General features: G+C 62.1%; 16 protein-coding genes. 6 read left to right on the top strand and 10 right to left on the bottom strand.

Annotated elements, in window-relative coordinates; all coding sequences use genetic code 11:
• Window positions 1-58: 58 nt before the first annotated feature.
• The 5 genes from J1G33_RS17670 to J1G33_RS17650 are packed head-to-tail and all read right to left on the bottom strand — an operon-like array spanning window position 59 to window position 2,956.
• Entirely contained in the window at window positions 59-847 is a 789-nt protein-coding gene (locus J1G33_RS17670; protein ID WP_032880553.1) for a molecular chaperone, read from the bottom strand.
• 26 nt (window positions 848-873) lie between these two features.
• Window positions 874-1,362 (bottom strand): spore coat U domain-containing protein, encoded by a 489-nt coding sequence (locus J1G33_RS17665; RefSeq protein ID WP_032880552.1) that lies wholly within the window; start codon window positions 1,360-1,362, stop codon window positions 874-876.
• Between the two features lie 2 nt (window positions 1,363-1,364).
• The gene (locus J1G33_RS17660) at window positions 1,365-1,907 is read right to left on the bottom strand and encodes a spore coat protein U domain-containing protein (protein WP_032881297.1); all 543 of its coding nucleotides are present in this window, start codon (window positions 1,905-1,907) and stop codon (window positions 1,365-1,367) included.
• A gap of 18 nt (window positions 1,908-1,925) precedes the next feature.
• Entirely contained in the window at window positions 1,926-2,471 is a 546-nt protein-coding gene (locus J1G33_RS17655) for a spore coat U domain-containing protein (protein ID WP_223018479.1), read from the bottom strand.
• Window positions 2,465-2,956, bottom strand: coding sequence for a spore coat U domain-containing protein (locus tag J1G33_RS17650; RefSeq protein ID WP_223018515.1), 492 nt, complete (start codon window positions 2,954-2,956; stop codon window positions 2,465-2,467). The genes J1G33_RS17655 and J1G33_RS17650 overlap by 7 nt, the downstream gene beginning before the upstream one ends.
• Before the next feature lie 190 nt (window positions 2,957-3,146).
• Here J1G33_RS17650 and zapE point away from each other — a divergent pair, with 190 nt between their 5' ends.
• Both zapE and J1G33_RS17640 read left to right on the top strand, forming a co-directional pair.
• Window positions 3,147-4,241, top strand: a complete 1,095-nt coding sequence (gene zapE / locus J1G33_RS17645) for a cell division protein ZapE (RefSeq protein WP_223018478.1) — start codon at window positions 3,147-3,149, stop codon at window positions 4,239-4,241.
• Between the two features lie 37 nt (window positions 4,242-4,278).
• Window positions 4,279-5,571, top strand: coding sequence for a protein kinase (locus tag J1G33_RS17640; RefSeq protein ID WP_223018477.1), 1,293 nt, complete (start codon window positions 4,279-4,281; stop codon window positions 5,569-5,571).
• A 54-nt stretch (window positions 5,572-5,625) separates the two neighbouring features.
• Here J1G33_RS17640 and J1G33_RS17635 read toward each other — a convergent pair whose 3' ends face one another.
• Both J1G33_RS17635 and J1G33_RS17630 read right to left on the bottom strand, forming a co-directional pair.
• Window positions 5,626-6,333 carry a YebC/PmpR family DNA-binding transcriptional regulator gene (locus J1G33_RS17635; RefSeq protein ID WP_005789254.1) on the bottom strand — a complete coding sequence of 236 codons (708 nt, stop codon included), beginning with the start codon at window positions 6,331-6,333 and terminating at the stop codon, window positions 5,626-5,628.
• Between the two features lie 109 nt (window positions 6,334-6,442).
• The gene (locus tag J1G33_RS17630; protein WP_078821707.1) at window positions 6,443-7,768 is read right to left on the bottom strand and encodes an MFS transporter; all 1,326 of its coding nucleotides are present in this window, start codon (window positions 7,766-7,768) and stop codon (window positions 6,443-6,445) included.
• 258 nt (window positions 7,769-8,026) lie between these two features.
• Between J1G33_RS17630 and J1G33_RS17625 the strand changes: the two genes are divergently transcribed.
• A complete protein-coding gene (locus J1G33_RS17625) occupies window positions 8,027-8,917 on the top strand; it encodes a LysR substrate-binding domain-containing protein (protein ID WP_103734459.1) in 891 nt (296 codons plus the stop codon).
• On the opposite strand, the gene J1G33_RS17620 is transcribed toward J1G33_RS17625, so the two are convergent.
• Window positions 8,893-9,747 carry a LysR substrate-binding domain-containing protein gene (locus J1G33_RS17620; RefSeq protein WP_223018476.1) on the bottom strand — a complete coding sequence of 285 codons (855 nt, stop codon included), beginning with the start codon at window positions 9,745-9,747 and terminating at the stop codon, window positions 8,893-8,895. The two genes, J1G33_RS17625 and J1G33_RS17620, sit on opposite strands and share 25 nt — an antisense overlap.
• Before the next feature lie 111 nt (window positions 9,748-9,858).
• On the opposite strand from J1G33_RS17620, the gene J1G33_RS17615 reads away from it, so the two are divergent.
• From J1G33_RS17615 to J1G33_RS17605, 3 genes are all read left to right on the top strand, one after another.
• Window positions 9,859-10,968, top strand: coding sequence for a 2-aminoethylphosphonate--pyruvate transaminase (locus tag J1G33_RS17615; protein WP_148853540.1), 1,110 nt, complete (start codon window positions 9,859-9,861; stop codon window positions 10,966-10,968).
• A 27-nt stretch (window positions 10,969-10,995) separates the two neighbouring features.
• On the top strand, window positions 10,996-11,823 hold the full coding sequence (gene phnX / locus J1G33_RS17610; RefSeq protein WP_223018475.1) for a phosphonoacetaldehyde hydrolase: 828 nt from the start codon (window positions 10,996-10,998) through the stop codon (window positions 11,821-11,823).
• Window positions 11,824-11,937: 114 nt separating this feature from the next.
• Window positions 11,938-12,498, top strand: a complete 561-nt coding sequence (locus J1G33_RS17605; RefSeq protein ID WP_223018474.1) for a cytochrome b — start codon at window positions 11,938-11,940, stop codon at window positions 12,496-12,498.
• Window positions 12,499-12,501: 3 nt separating this feature from the next.
• On the opposite strand, the gene J1G33_RS17600 is transcribed toward J1G33_RS17605, so the two are convergent.
• Both J1G33_RS17600 and J1G33_RS17595 read right to left on the bottom strand, forming a co-directional pair.
• Complete coding sequence (locus J1G33_RS17600; protein ID WP_032880540.1) at window positions 12,502-13,389, bottom strand: pyridoxal-phosphate dependent enzyme; 888 nt, start codon at window positions 13,387-13,389, stop codon at window positions 12,502-12,504.
• A 57-nt stretch (window positions 13,390-13,446) separates the two neighbouring features.
• Window positions 13,447-15,486 carry an NADPH-dependent 2,4-dienoyl-CoA reductase gene (locus tag J1G33_RS17595; RefSeq protein ID WP_032880539.1) on the bottom strand — a complete coding sequence of 680 codons (2,040 nt, stop codon included), beginning with the start codon at window positions 15,484-15,486 and terminating at the stop codon, window positions 13,447-13,449.
• Between the last annotated feature and the right edge of the window lie 170 nt (window positions 15,487-15,656).

Genomic DNA, 15,656 nt, shown 5'->3' with positions numbered 1-15,656 from the left:
CAATGGACATCTCCATCCTGTTAAAACCCGGGCGTATGCCCGTAGCGCTACCTGACGGTTATCGCTTGGGCGCCAGGCTTTCCAATTGCGGCGCACCGTTGACCCTGACCTGCAACGGCTGGTCGGCCGATACGGCATCCGGCACCGGCCAGCGCATACTCGCGCCCGGCAGCACATAGCCGAGCAAACCTTCTACCAGCGGCCGGGCCTGCCCGCCTTGTTTGAACGACGCATCGGTGAGCCGCGCATGCACGGCGCCCTGGTTGCGCACCTCGATGTAACTGCGCCCGCCTACGTTGACCTTTTGCCAGCTCAAGTCCGGCTTGCCGGCACCCTTGGGGTCGCGTTGACGTGTGGCGTCGTCCTTGCTCCACAACCCGGCGCCGTAGGCAAACAAGGGCACCGAATAGCGCATCTGGAAGCGAATCGCTGCCGCTGTGTTCTTGCCTTCCGGCGGCGCCGGCACCTGCAGCGCCGAGGGGATTTCATCGATGATGATGCGATAGGCCAGCTCCTGTCCCGGCGGTACTTCGCGGGTTCGGGTCAGGCGCACCAGTTGCTTCTGGCCGGGCTCGATTTTGGCCACCGGCGGGCTGCCGATCACGTCGCGCTGGTTTTGGTACTGCTCGTCGAAACCGTTCTGGCTCCAGGCAAATACGCGGATCTGCAGGTTGGCCGTTTCCGTGCCACGGTTCTCCAACCACAGCGCGCTGGCCTGTTGATCGGCCTCCAGCACCGGGTCGATGGGCCAGATCAGCACCGAACTGGCCGCCTGCACCAGCCCTGCGCCACACAAAAGCCCCAAGGCAATACCCGCGGCCCACCACCGCCGGGAAGTTGAATGCATAAATCCACTCCTCAATACCGTTAGCCCTACCACGACAGCTGCACCTGCAGCGTGTCGCTGTACGTCCCCCCAGGCTGATTGCCGGGTAATACCACCCGCCCGTAAATCGGCAGGCTGATGTTGTTGGCATCGCTGTAAGTCACGCTGACGCTCTGGCTGACGCCCAGGCTCTGGCTGAACGCCGCATCGCGAAACAGTTGATAGGCCACCCGCGCGCTGCCGCTGTTGAGCTGCAAATTGCGCCCGGCGCTGTTGTAAAGGCCGCCATCCACACTCATGGTCAGCGCCACCCCCGGAGTGCATTGCAAGGTCACACCGCCAGTAAGGGCTGCCGTGACCGTACCGGTGGCCAATGCCGAATAGCTGCCATAGGCCAACGCGCCGTAGTTGGAGCCGCCGCCCACGATCAGGCAACCGGGAGTAATGGTCGCGCTGACCTGGAAGCTCTGGCTGGTCGCTGCCGACAACGGCAACGGCAGCGCCAATCCACAGGCCACCCCCAGCCTGAGCCACAGGGTCAGAACGTCAGCTCCACGGCCACGGTATCGGTGTAAGTACCTGCCGGCAGGCCCGCCTTGCCCACCGCGCGACCGTAGAGGTTGACGGTTTGTGCCACGCCGGTACTGGTGGCGAGCGTCACCACGCCATCGATCGCCAACAGCGCGGAACGCCCGCTGTCAGTGTAGAAATCGTAAGGCACGAAGTTACCCGCCCCATCGGCCAGCGCACGGGTGCCCCCCGGCGAGGCGCCATCATGGGCGCCGGCACGCACCGTCACCGTTGGCGTGGTACCGGCTGAACACAGAATCGACAGCGCCCCGCCGGTGCCGGTGCCGCCCAGCAACTGGGCGTCGGCATTGGTAAACAGGCTGTTGGTGGTGCCGAAGTTCAAGCTACCGAAATTCAGCCCGGTAGCCGCCCCGGAGCCGTTGACCTGGCAACTGGCGATCAAGGTCAGGCTCGAACTGATCTGCCCGGTAACCGTGGTCGCCGCATTCAGGCTGGAGGCCAGCGCCAGGCCCAGGGCACACACGCCCATTCGCGATACGAGTACATGCATGATATCCATCCTCATGGTTTACCAATCCAGAGTCACCGTCAGGGTGTCTGTGTAGATGCCGGCCGGTAGGGCCCTGGTATTCGCCACCACGGAGCCGAATACCGGGATGGGTACCTGCGCGCCCTGGGTCACGACGAAATTGCGTTGCTGGCCGATGCGGTAGGCACTCTGGCCCAACGCATCGGCCGATAGCCGATAGGGAATGGTTTGGCGCCCGTTGCTCAAGCGGCGCGTGGTGCCGTCGCCATGGGCGCCACCGTCGATGGACACGGTAAAACTGCTGACCAACGACGGGTTGCAGGACACCGACAGCGGCGCTTTATCGCCATCGGAAATGGTCGCGCCTAAGGTGTCGTTCCAGGTCGGTCCCTGGCTGCCGAAATCCAACAGCGCAGTGCCACCGTCCGGCGTCACTGGCGCGCGTTCCACGCCTTTGCTGACTTCGCAACTGGCGGTAATCACCAACCGCGCGTGAATCTGCCCGTTGACCACAGCCGCCTGCGCGTCCTCGGCCAGCAACAGCAGGCTGCCCAAGGCCGCGATGGCCAGATAGCGGCTTACCATGTGACCGTGACCTTGAGCAGGTCGGAATAACGCCCCACCGCGGGGATGTCTTTGAGCGGTTCAATGCGGCCATACAACGGCAAATCAACCGAGCCGGTGTCCGGTACGCGGCCGCTGACCGGCACGTCCACCGGCAAGGGGATCAACCGGGCTGCGTCGGCATAAATGCGATAAGGAATGGGCTTGCTTGAGGGCATCGCATTACTGAGGTAACGCACTTCGCCCACGCCACCGTGCAGGCCGCCGTCAACGCGCATTTGGTAAGGCGTGTCGGGGTTGCACTCCAGGCGCGGCTGGCGCTGGCTGATCAGGGCCGCACTCAGGGGGCCGGCCGGGTCATCCAGACGCGGGCCGCTGCCGAAATCCAATACGCCAAGTTGCTCGATGCCCGCATTGCGAGTGGTGCCCACCAACTGGCAACCCCGCTGCACGTCGAGGCGCACCTCCACCTGGAGTTGCGCAGCAGAAGCCGTGTTGCAGAGCATCGCGCCCATGACAGCCAATACCGCCAATCCCTTCACTGCCCCAATTCCTTATACAGGGGTAACAACCTTGTATGAGGTTAGCCAGTTAACGCGAAAGTGCCAGTTTGCAAGGCTCGGCGCCCTTCACTGTTGGTCAAATGGCATCAAGCGTCCTACAGTAAGCGACCACCGCAATACAGAGTGATTATTCTTGGCCGTGCTTGCCCTGTTCCAGCGCCTGCTGGGTAAAAAAACCGACGTCTGGGGTGCCTCGCCCATTCCTGCCTATTTTCAGAAAAAGGCCGAACAACAGGGCTACACCCTCAGTGACGGCCAAATCCGGGCGATTACCGCCCTGAATCGGGAGGCCCAGCACCTGCTTTATGGCCAGGCCACGCGCAGCCTGTACCTGCACGGCCCGGTAGGTCGCGGCAAGAGCTGGCTGCTGGACGGGTTTTTCCAGGCGCTGCCCATCGCCGAGAAGCAACGCGTGCATTTCCACGACTTCTTTGCCCGGCTGCACCAGGGCATGTTTGTGCACCGCGAGCATGAGGATGCCTTGGGCGTCACTCTGGATCAGTTGCTGGCTGATTGCCGTGTGCTGTGTTTTGACGAGTTCCATGTGCACGATATCGGCGATGCAATGCTCATCAGCCGCTTGTTCAAGGCCCTGTTCCAACGCGGCGTGCTGGTATTGGTAACGTCCAACTACCCGCCCGAAGGGTTGCTGCCCAACCCGCTGTATCACGAACGATTCAAACCGGTGATCGACCTGATCGCCGCACGCATGGACGTGCTGGAAGTCAGCGCGCCCCAGGACTTCCGCAGCCTGCCCCAGGCCCACGCCCAACAACGTTTCACCCGCGGCCACTATGTGTGGCCGGGTACACCGGCACAGCGGGAAAGCCTGGGTGTGCCTGCCACCAATGGCCCGGCGCAAACCCTGACGGTTGGCAATCGGCAGTTGCTGTGCCGAGACCATCAGGCACGGACCATCCTGTTCACCTTCAACGACCTGTGTGAACAGCTCACCGCCGTGATGGATTACCTGCTGCTGTGCCAGGACTTCGACCACTGGATCATCGACGGCCTGCCGCAGTTGGCCGAATGCCCTATCGCCGTGCAACAGCGTTTTATCAACCTGGTGGACGTGCTCTACGATCAGGACAAACACCTGACCCTCATGGGTCACCAGCCGCTGGATAAAGCCCTGGAAGGCCAGGCCATCGACCTCGCCCGCACCGCCAGCCGCTTGCAGCAGTTGCACATGCTCTGCCCGCAAACCGCACCCGAGCCGCTATCATGAGCGCCTTTTACGCCCCCTTCCGAGTGCCGCGCTGTTCATGAATACCCTCGCCCAACTCAAGGCCGGCCAATTGGCCGGCGCCAAGCGCCTGGACCTGGCCTGCGGGCTGACCGAGTTCCCCCGGGAAATCTTCGACCTGGCCGACTCCCTGGAAATCCTCAATCTCACCGGCAATGCCTTGAGTAGCCTGCCCGAGGACCTGCACCGCCTGACACACCTGCGTGTGCTGTTTTGTTCGGACAACGCGTTTACCGAGCTGCCGGCGTGCCTGGGGCAGTGCGCGAAGTTGAGCATGATCGGCTTCAAGGCCAACCAGATCGGCCATGTGCCCGCCGCCGCCCTGCCGCCGAAGTTGCGCTGGCTGATCCTCACCGACAACTGCATCAGCCAATTGCCCGATGAACTGGGTCAGCGCCCGTTGCTGCAAAAGTTGATGCTGGCCGGTAACCAACTGACGCAATTGCCGCAAAGCCTGGCCCACTGCCAAAACCTGGAACTGATCCGCATCGCCTCCAACCGCTTGACCCACCTGCCGCAGTGGCTGCTGACCTTGCCAAGCCTGACCTGGCTGGCCTACGCCGGCAACCCGGTGGAAATGGCCGTGACAGTGACGGGCGAAGATGGGACGCCGAACATTCCCTGGGCTGAACTGGAACTGGGAGAAGTATTGGGCGAAGGCGCTTCCGGGATCATTCACAAAGCAATCTGGAAACCCCAGGCGCTGCCGGTCGCGGTCAAGCTATACAAAGGCACCATCACCAGCGACGGGTCACCGCTGCATGAAATGCAAGCCTGCATTGCCGCCGGGCTGCATCCCAACCTGATCAAGGTGCAAGGCCGTGTCATCGGGCACCCGCAAGATCAGGCAGCATTGGTCATGAGCCTGATCGACCCGAGCTACCGCAACCTCGCGGCGCTGCCTAGCCTGGCGTCCTGCACCCGGGACATCTACGAAGCCGATACCCGTTTCAGCCTCGACGTGGCGCTGCGCATGGCACGAGGCATCGCTTCGGTGGCGGCGCACTTGCACCGTCAGGGGATTACCCACGGTGACCTGTATGGCCACAACATCCTGTGGAATGTGACGGGTGATTGTTTGCTCGGAGACTTCGGCGCGGCGTCATTCCATGCCACGGCCGACACCTTGGAAACCAGGGCGTTGCAGCGTATTGAAGTGCGCGCGTTCGGGGTGTTGCTGGGGGAGTTGTTGGATCGGGGTGAAGGGGCAGTAAATGAGGATCTGGTTGAACTGCAAAAAAGCTGTTGCCAGCCCGATGTGTTGGCGCGGCCAAGCTTTGAAGAAATCGACGGCGTACTGAGCGCTATCTAACACCGCTGGAACAATGTGGGAGGGGGCAAGCCCCCTCCCACTATGCAGTGATGGCTAGCCAGCCAGGCCGACAAACATATCCTGCACATCATCGTGGTTATCCAGGCCTTCCAGGAACGCCTCGACTTCGGCCATCTGCTCATCGGTCAAACCACTGACCGGGTTCTTCGACAGGTAACCCAGCTTGGCCGACAGCACGGTGAAACCCTGCTCTGGCAAAGCTTTCTGCACGGCATCCAGGTCGGTGGTTTCGGTGATGAACAGGGTGGTGCCCTCTTCTTCACCGTCTTCAAAATCCTGGGCGCCAGCTTCGATGGCGGCCATTTCCGGATCAGCATCAGGGGTGTCCGGCGATGCTTCAATCAGGCCGACGTGGTTGAAATCCCACGCCACCGAACCGGAAGCGCCCAGCTGGCCCTTGCGGAACGCCACGCGGATTTCCGCCACGGTGCGGTTGATGTTGTCGGTTACGCACTCAACGATCAGGGGCACCTGGTGCGGGGCAAACCCTTCGTAGGTCACGCGGTGGTACTGCACGGTTTCACCGAGCAGACCGGCGCCCTTCTTGATCGCACGATCCAGGGTTTCCTTGGGCATCGAGGCTTTCTTGGCCTGCTCGACCACCAGGCGCAGGTGCGCGTTGGTCGCGGTATCGGCGCCGTTGCGGGCGGCAATGGTGATCTCTTTCACCAGCTTGCCGAAAATCTTGCCCTTGGCATTGGCTGCCGCTTCTTTATGTTTGACTTTCCACTGTGCGCCCATGACTCACTCTCTACTTTCCATGGCGCCGAAACGTCTACTGGCCGGCGCTTTGGGGGCAGAGTTTATAGCGCAAGAACACGCTAATCCACCAAAAAACCGGCCAGGTGCCTCAGGTGCGCAGGGGTTTGATGGTGGCACTGCGATCCGGTATGAAGTCCCCCACCTGCGCCAGAACAGCCGGCCTGGCGTTCCAGTAGGGCATCAATACCAGTGAAGAAAACAGCGCCGCGCCGGCAAACACGATAAACACCGTGACGGTATCGAAGTAGCCCGGCAGCAAGCCGCCGAGGATCGCGCCCACCGAACCGCAACCATTCACAAACCCTGCCGCCGTGGCGCCGGCTTTGGCAGTGCCGAAGTCAATGGCAGCGGTGCTGCTGATCATCGAGTCCGGACCGTACAGAGTCAGGCCCATGACAAACAGCAAGGCCATCACCAGCACCACACTGCCGGTGTGCAGCGCGCCCATGAACAACGCCAGGGCCACGGTCAACGCCAGCAGGCTCAGCACACAGGCCGGCATACGCCGGGCGCCGAACAGTTTGTCGGAAGCCAGGCCGATCAGTACCGGCCCGAGCAAACCGGCCAGCTCAAACGCGGTGGGCACGATGGCCGCGCCGACCTTGCCCACCGACGGCATCTGTTCGTAGACGATTACCGGGCCCCACAGCAAAATCGCGTAGCGCGCCGGCTTGAGCAGGAAATACGCCAGCCCCAGCGTCAACACCGTGCGGTTGCGCAAGATAGCGCGCAACGGTTCAAGCACACTGATGCGCTGTTCGGCGGCTCTGTTCTCGGCACTCATGACCGGCTCGGGCTCCACCGCTGGCAAACCCACATCCTGGGGGGTATTGCGCTGGAACATAAAGAACAGCACGGCCACCACCGCCACCACCGCAGCACTGGAGATAAACGCCGCGTGCCAACTACCGATCAGGGTGTAGGCCCACCAGCCGGCGAACGGTGAAGCCACCAAGCCGCCGAAGGCATAGCACGAACTCCACAGCCCCAACACCCGCCCACGCTGCTGGGCCGGGAAGAAACTACCGAGGTTCTTGCACAACCCCGACCAGCCGGTGGACTGCGCCAACCCCTGGATCAACATGCAGGTGACAAAGATCGGCAAGGTCGCAAACGTGCCCATCACCAGTGCGGCGGCGGCGGAAACCAGCAAGCCGCCAAGCACCACCACCCGTGGCCCGAAGCGGTCGGCGAGCATGCCCCAGGTGAACTGGCCCACGGCGTACGCGGCGAGATACAAGCCATCGAGGTTGGCCATCATCATTTTATCGAGGGGGAAGCTTGGGTCGTCGCCGATCCCCAGTTTTGCCACCGAGAAGGCTTTGCGGGTGAAATAGAACGCGGCGTACGCCAGCCAGGTGATGGCGAAAATCTGCACGCGCCAACGCTTGATGCTACCCATAGGGATATTCATGGTGGTTCTGACCTCAGGTGTGAGTGTGCCGGCAGAATCGAAAGAAAACGCCTGTTTTTTTTATGGTTGAGCACTGCAATGCCGGGCCTTGGAGGGCGCGGTATTGGTCAGATGAACGCGGTGTGCCTGCGCCCATGGCCGTCGAGGTTGTAGGACTCAACCTACGGCGGCTGAGGTGCATCAAAGCAATGGCTGACTAATAGGTAAAATCGATTTATCGTATTTCAAATATAAGCTCAGCTTGTAAGAGGACGTGCCATGTCGGTTTCCCATGCCCAACTCAAAGCCTTCCATGCGGTGGCCGTGCACGGCAGTTTTACCGGCGCCGCCGAGCGCCTGTTCCTGACCCAGCCCGCGATTTCCGACCAGGTGCGCAAACTCGAAGAGCGCTTCGGCGTGTTGCTGTTTCACCGCAACAAACGTTCGGTACGCCTGACCGACCTGGGCGAACGCCTGCTGGGCATTACTCAGCGCCTGTTTGTGATCGAGGCGCAAGCCGAAGAATTGCTGCAAGACTCCCGCGCCCTGCTCACTGGCACCCTCACCCTGGCGGTGGATGCGCCCGTACATGTACTGCCACAGATTGCCCGCTTCTGCCGGCTGTACCCGGGAATCAGCGTGAAGATCGAAACCGGCAACACCGATGAGTCGTTGTTGCGCCTGTACAACTACCAGGCCGACCTGGCGCTGTTGGGTCGCGATGTCGACGATGCGCGCCTGCTGTCGCTGCCATTGCCCGACGATCAACTGCTGGCGTTTGTCGCCTGCAACCATCCCTGGGCCGGGCGCGAATCCATCTGCCTGGCCGACCTGGATGACACGCCCTTGGTGCTGCGGGAAATCGGCTCAGTGACCCGTCAGACCCTGGAGCAGGAAATGCGCCAGGCCGGCCTGCGCATTCGCCCGGCGATTCAAGTTGAAGGCCGCGAAGCCGCGCGTGAAGCAGTGGTGGTGGGCATTGGCGTGGGCGTGGTATCGGCGGCAGAGTTCGGCGCCGACGCTCGGGTGTACGCCATGCCGATCCGCGACTGCACTCAGCGCATGAAGGAAACCCTCGTCTGCCTGAAAGAACAGAGCTCACGCCGCGTGGTGGCGAGCTTTTTGGAGATCGTGCGTGACAGCCTTCACGCCAACTCGAAAAAAGCCTGAATCAAGCGCAGCGAACGGCGCCGCTCCATGCAGCCGAGCGTATGTCGGTTCAGCAGGCCATCGCCCAGGATCGGCACAGCGTGTACCCGCGGGTCCGGGCTGACCTCCATCGACGACACCACCCCTACCCCCAGTTCGGCCGCGACGGCTTCGGTCACGGCTTCACGGCTGTCCAGTTCCAGCAGCACCTTGGGCTGCACATTCGCCGCCAGGCACGCGTCGTCGAACGTGCGCCGGGTAATGGAACTGGGTTCACGCAGCACCATGATCACCTCATGCAGCTGCGCCAGTTCAATCCCGTCGGGCAGCTTTGCCCACGGATGCGCTGCCGGCACCAGCGCGCAAATCCGTGACTCGTCCAGAGGTTGCAGGTGCAAGCCATTGCGCGTCTCCACCTCGGTGAGCACTGCCACATCGGCATGTTCGGACAGTAGCGCCGCCAGGGTTTCCTGGGCGTTGCCCAGGCGCAGGTTCACGGTAATGCCCGGGTAGCGCGAGCGCAGGCTGGCGATCATCGGCATTACCAGGTGCGGACCATCCGCCGCTACTTCCAGGCGCCCAGTGAGCAACTGCCGGTTGGCCTCCAGCATGGTCTGCGCCTCATCCACCAAACCGAAGATTGCCCGGGTGATGGCCGCCAGGCGTGCGCCCTCTTCGGTCAACTCCACCCGGCGGGCGGTACGGCGCAACAGCGCAATCTGGTAATGCTCTTCAAGCGCCTTGATATGCCCGGTTACCGCCGGCTGGCTGATGAACAGCCGCGCCGCAGCACGGGTAAAACTGCCCTCGCGGGCCACGGCATCGAATGCACGTAGTTGGAACAGATTCATAGCTATCGGCCTCACTGATAGCTCGCATAACAACAAACAATTTGATTGATAACAAGCCAAACTGCAATTTAGGCGCCGTAGCTTCAACCCCGACCCTTGCGAGGATTTGAGATGACCACTGCCGCGCCGATCCTGTTGACCCCTGGCCCCCTGACCACTTCGACCCGCACCCGTCAGGCGATGATGGTGGATTGGGGGTCATGGGATGATCGCTTCAACCAGCTCACCGCCAGCGTCTGCACGCAGCTGCTGGCGATCCTCAATGCTGCCGACAGCCACCATTGCGTGCCGTTGCAGGGCAGCGGCACCTTCGCCGTCGAAGCCGCCATCGGCACGCTGGTCCCGCGCAATGGCAAGGTGTTGGTGCTGATCAACGGCGCCTACGGCAAGCGCCTGGCGAAGATTTGCGAAGTGCTCGGTCGCTCGTTCAGCACCTTTGAAACCGCTGAGGACGAGCCCACCACCGCTGCCGATGTAGATCGCCTACTGCAGGCTGACGCGGCCATCACCCACGTCGCGTTGATCCATTGCGAAACCAGTACCGGCATTCTCAACCCGCTGGCGGAGATCGCCCAGGTCGTCAAACGCCACGACAAGCGCCTGATCATCGATGCCATGAGTTCTTTCGGCGCGCTGCCGATCGATGCTCGCGAAGTGCCGTTCGAGGCGCTGATCGCCGCTTCGGGCAAATGCCTGGAAGGCGTACCGGGCATGGGCTTTGTCTTTGCCGAAAAAGCTGCGCTGGCCGCCTCCCAGGGCAACTGCCATTCCCTGGCAATGGACCTGTTCGACCAGCACACCTATATGGCCAAGACCGGACAATGGCGTTTCACCCCACCGACCCACGTCGTCGCGGCCCTGCATGAAGCGTTGCTGCAATACGCCGAAGAAGGCGGCCTGCCCGCCCGTCATCAACGCTACGCCGACAACTGTCAGGCACTGCTGGACGGCATGGCTGCGCTGGGCCTGCGCAGTTTCCTGCCGGCGGCGATCCAGGCGCCGATTATCGTCACCTTCCACGCACCAAAAGACCCGCGCTACCAGTTCAAGGACTTCTACGAACGGGTCAAGGCCAAGGGTTTCATCCTTTACCCCGGCAAGCTGACCCAGGTGGAAACCTTTCGCGTGGGCTGCATCGGCCATGTTGACGCGACCGGTATGCGCGCAGCGGTCAAGGCAATCGGCGATGTGCTGCAAGAAATGGAAGTGTTGGACATTTGACTCCCCCATTACCACAGGATCTGAACCATGAACTATCAAAACCCCAACACCCTCCAGGCCGTTATCCTCGACTGGGCCGGCACCGTGGTCGACTTCGGCTCCTTCGCCCCCACGCAGATCTTTGTCGAGGCGTTTGCCGAGTTCGACGTGCAAGTCTCTATCGAAGAAGCCCGTGGCCCGATGGGCATGGGCAAGTGGGACCATATCCGCACTCTCTGCGACCAGCCGCAAGTTGCCGAGCGCTACCGCAAGGCCTTCGGCCGCACCCCGACCGATGATGACGTGACCGCCATCTACCGGCGTTTCATGCCGCTGCAAATCGAGAAGATCGCCGAACATTCAGCCCTGATCCCCGGCGCCCTCGACACCCTGGCCGGCGTGCGCGCCCAAGGTATCAAGATCGGCTCCTGCTCCGGCTATCCCAAGCAGGTGATGGACAAGGTCGTCGCCCTGGCCGCCACCAACGGCTATGTCGCTGACCACGTGGTCGCGACCGACGAAGTCCCCAACGGCCGCCCGTGGCCGGCCCAGGCCCTGGCCAACGTGATTGCCCTGGGCATTGATGATGTGGCCGCGTGCGTGAAGGTCGACGACACCGTGCCGGGTATTCTCGAAGGCCGTCGTGCCGGGATGTGGACCGTAGCGCTGACCTGTTCGGGCAATGCCCTGGGCCTGACCTACGAGCAATTTCGCGCCCTGGACAGCGCCACACTGGCCAGCGAGCGTCAGCGCATCGAAACGATGTTCGAAGGCTCGCGCCCGCACTACCTGATCGACACTATCAACGACCTGCCGAATGTCATCGCCGACATCAACGCACGCCTGGCACGCGGGGAAATGCCGCAAAGTTACTGACCAGGATCAAGGCAACGGCATTGGCAACGAGCGAAGCGCTCAAAACGGGCATACAGTTAACGTACTCCGTCGCTAAAGAGCGGAGGTATGCCCTGATGAGTGAGGAAAAAAGCAATGCCGTGGAAAAACTCCGATACGCGCTACAGCACCATGTCGATTGCGTTGCACTGGTTGATGGTGGTGCTGCTGGCGGTGGTCTACGCCTGCATTGAGTTACGCGGCCAGTTCCCCAAAGGCAGCGGTGCGCGCACGCTGATTGTGGAAATGCACTTTATGTTCGGACTTACCGTGTTTGTGCTGGTGTGGCTGCGCCTGTTCGCACGCAGCCTGGGGGTGGCGCCGAAGATCGTGCCGGCACCGCCGCAATGGCAGAACCTGCTGGCGAAGCTGATGCATTGGGCGCTGTATGCGTTGATGATCGGGTTGCCGATTGCCGGCTGGTTGATCGTCAGTGCCAAGGGGCATTCGGTGATGTTCTATGGGATGGAGTTACCGCCGCTGATTGCAGAAAACAAGGCGTTGGCCGAGGAGATTGAAGGCTGGCACGTGCTGTTCGCCCAGATCGGTTACTGGCTGATCGGGCTGCATGCGCTGGCGGGGATCTTTCACCATTATGTGATGCGCGATAACACTGCCTTGCGAATGATGCCGGGCGGGCACAATCCCACCCGTTGACACCTACAGGAAACCTCGGCGGCCTTGCAGGCCGCCAGTGTGGATGAAGATCAGCCGCGCGCCGGGGGCAAAGCGTCCGGCCTCGATCTGTTGCTTCAATGCCAGCAGCGCCTTGCCGGTGTAGAGCGGCTCCAGTGGCACACCGCAGGCCCGTTCGGTGCGCTCGATAAAGTCGAGCAGCAGCGGATCGACCTTGGCAAAGCCGCCACGGCAGGCGTCCAGCAACTCATAACCGGTCTGCACAATCGCACTCACATTCTGCGCCACACCATGATCATCCGGCACAGCCATTGCGCCGTACACCGGATGCGCGCCGACCTCCGCCAACACCAGCCCGGCCAGGGTAGTGCCGGTGCCCGCCGCCAGCCACCATGCGTCGTAATCCGTCCAACCGAGGTGGCTCAACTGCACCCGCGCCTGCTCCACCAACACCCCACAGCCCAGCGCGCCGTCCAGACCACCACCGCCTTCGGGTATCGGATAAAGGTCGGGATACTGCTCGCGCCAGGGCAGCCAGAAACCCGGCTCATGCCGCGCCCGATAACCGCCGTAGCCCAGCCAATGCAGTTGCATGCCGAAGGTCTTGAGGTCGAGCACCGTGGGAGTGTCTTGGGGATGGCCGCGCAACAGGCCGACCGTGGGAAAATCAAAGCGCTTGCCCGCCGCTGCCAGTGCGTGCAGATGGTTGGAGTGAGCCCCGCCAAGGCTGATAACCCCTTTGGCGCCGGTAGCGCGGGCCTGAGCCAAGTGTTCGGTAAGTTTGAACCACTTGTTGCCGCTGATCAGCGGGTCGATGCGGTCCAGGCGCAGCACGGCCAACTCGATGCCGTTCAGCCAATCAAGCTGCACAGGTTCAAGGGGCGCATAAGGCAGCCAATCGAAAGGGCCCATCGGCAGGTATCTGAATGAGAAAGGGGCGGCAAGTCTAACACCGCCCCTGTTGTCGCCTTACAACTCGGCCGCCAGGCGCGAGCCCTGATTGATGGCGCGCTTGGCGTCCAGCTCGGCCGCCACATCGGCGCCACCGATCAGGTGCACGTTCTGGCCGGCAGCGACCAGGCCGTCATGCAGTTCGCGCAGCGGGTCCTGGCCGGCGCAGATGACAATGTTGTCCACCGCCAGCACCTGCGGTTCACCCTCGGCGCCGATGCGGATATGCAAGCCTGCGTCATCGATCTTCAAGTACTCGACACTGTTGAGCATCTGCACCTGTTTGTTCTTCAAGCCGGTACGGTGGATCCAGCCAGTGGTCTTGCCCAGGCCGTCGCCAACCTTGGAAGCCTTGCGTTGCAGCAGGAACACCTCGCGGGCCGGCGCATGGCGCTCGGGCTTGATCCCGGCCACCCCGCCACGTGCTTCCAGTTGGGTATCGATGCCCCACTCTTTCCAGAACGCCTCGCGATCCAGGCTGGTAGACACGCCTTGGTGTACGAGGAATTCCGATACATCGAAACCGATGCCGCCGGCACCGATAACCGCCACACGCTTGCCCACCGGCTTGCGCTCCAGGATCACATCCAGGTAACTCAACACCTTGGCGTTCTCGACGCCCGGGATCGCCGGGGTGCGCGGCGCGATACCGGTGGCCAGGATCACCTCGTCATAACCACCCGCCACCAGCTGCTCGACGCCCACACGAGTGTTGAGGCACAGCTCTACGTGAGTGGTCTGCAATTTGCGTTTGAAGTAACGCAGGGTTTCGAAAAACTCTTCCTTACCCGGCACACGCTTGGCGATATTGAACTGGCCGCCAATCTCGCTGGCGGAATCGAACAAGGTCACCTGATGCCCACGCTCAGCGGCAACAGTGGCAGCGGCCAGACCGGCAGGGCCGGCGCCGACCACCGCGATTTTCTTGATCTGCTTGACGGGCAGGTAATTGAGTTCGGTTTCATAGCAGGCGCGCGGGTTGACCAAACAGGTGGTCAGCTTGCCGCCGAAGGTGTGGTCCAGGCACGCCTGGTTGCAGCCGATGCAGGTGTTGATTTCATCGGCGCGCCCAGCGGCGGCCTTGTTGACGAACTCCGGGTCGGCCAGAAACGGGCGCGCCATCGAGACCATGTCGGCATCGCCTTCGGCCAGGATCTGCTCGGCGATTTCCGGGGTGTTGATGCGGTTGGTGGTGATCAGCGGAATCTGCACCGCACCGCGCAATTTGGCGGTGACTTTGCTGAAGGCGCCACGCGGGACCTTGGTGGCAATGGTAGGGATACGCGCTTCGTGCCAGCCGATACCGGTGTTGATGATCGTCGCGCCAGCCTGCTCGATAGCCTTGGCCAACTGCACGATTTCCTTCCAGACGCTGCCGCCTTCCACCAGATCAAGCATCGACAGGCGGAAGATAATGATGAAGTTCGGGCCGACGGCCTCGCGCACGCGACGCACGATCTCCACCGCCAGGCGCATACGGTTTTCAAAGCTGCCGCCCCAACGGTCGGTGCGATGGTTGGTCTGGGCGGCGAGGAACTGGTTAATGAAGTAGCCCTCCGAACCCATGATCTCCACACCGTCGTATTCGGCGGCCTGGGCCAGCAACGAGCAGGTGACGAAATCCTGAATCTGCTTCTCGATGCCCTCCTCATCCAATTCCTTGGGCTTGAACGGGTTGATCGGCGCCTGGATCGCACTCGGCGCCACCTGCTTGGGGCTGTAGGCATAACGCCCGGCGTGAAGGATCTGCATGCAGATCTTGCCGCCCGCCTCGTGCACCGCCTGGGTGACGATCTTGTGCTTGCGCGCCTCTTCTTCAGTGGTCAGCTTGGCTGCCCCGGCGTATACCCCGCCTTCATCATTCGGACCAATGCCGCCGGTGACCATCAGGCCCACGCCACCACGGGCGCGCTCGGCAAAGTAGGCTGCCATGCGCTCGAAACCGCCGGGCTTTTCTTCCAGGCCGGTGTGCATCGAGCCCATCAGGGTACGGTTGCGCAAGGTGGTAAAACCCAGGTCCAACGGGGCCAGCAGGTGCGGGTAGGCAGCAGCGGTCATGGTACAGCTCCACAACGGATCATCACGGGACGTGGCGCACTCGAACGGTGTGCCATCGGTTTATGTCCCACAGACTAAGAGGCGGTGGACCACGGCTCAATGACTGAAACTGACAAGTTATTGATCCAAATGCACAGCGCCCCTTGGCAAGCCGCGCCATGGGCCCTACC

The sequence above is a fragment of the Pseudomonas sp. P867 genome, assembly GCF_019891455.1.
GTDB lineage: Bacteria > Pseudomonadota > Gammaproteobacteria > Pseudomonadales > Pseudomonadaceae > Aquipseudomonas > Aquipseudomonas synxantha_A.
This window is presented reverse-complemented; position numbering and strand designations above follow the sequence as displayed.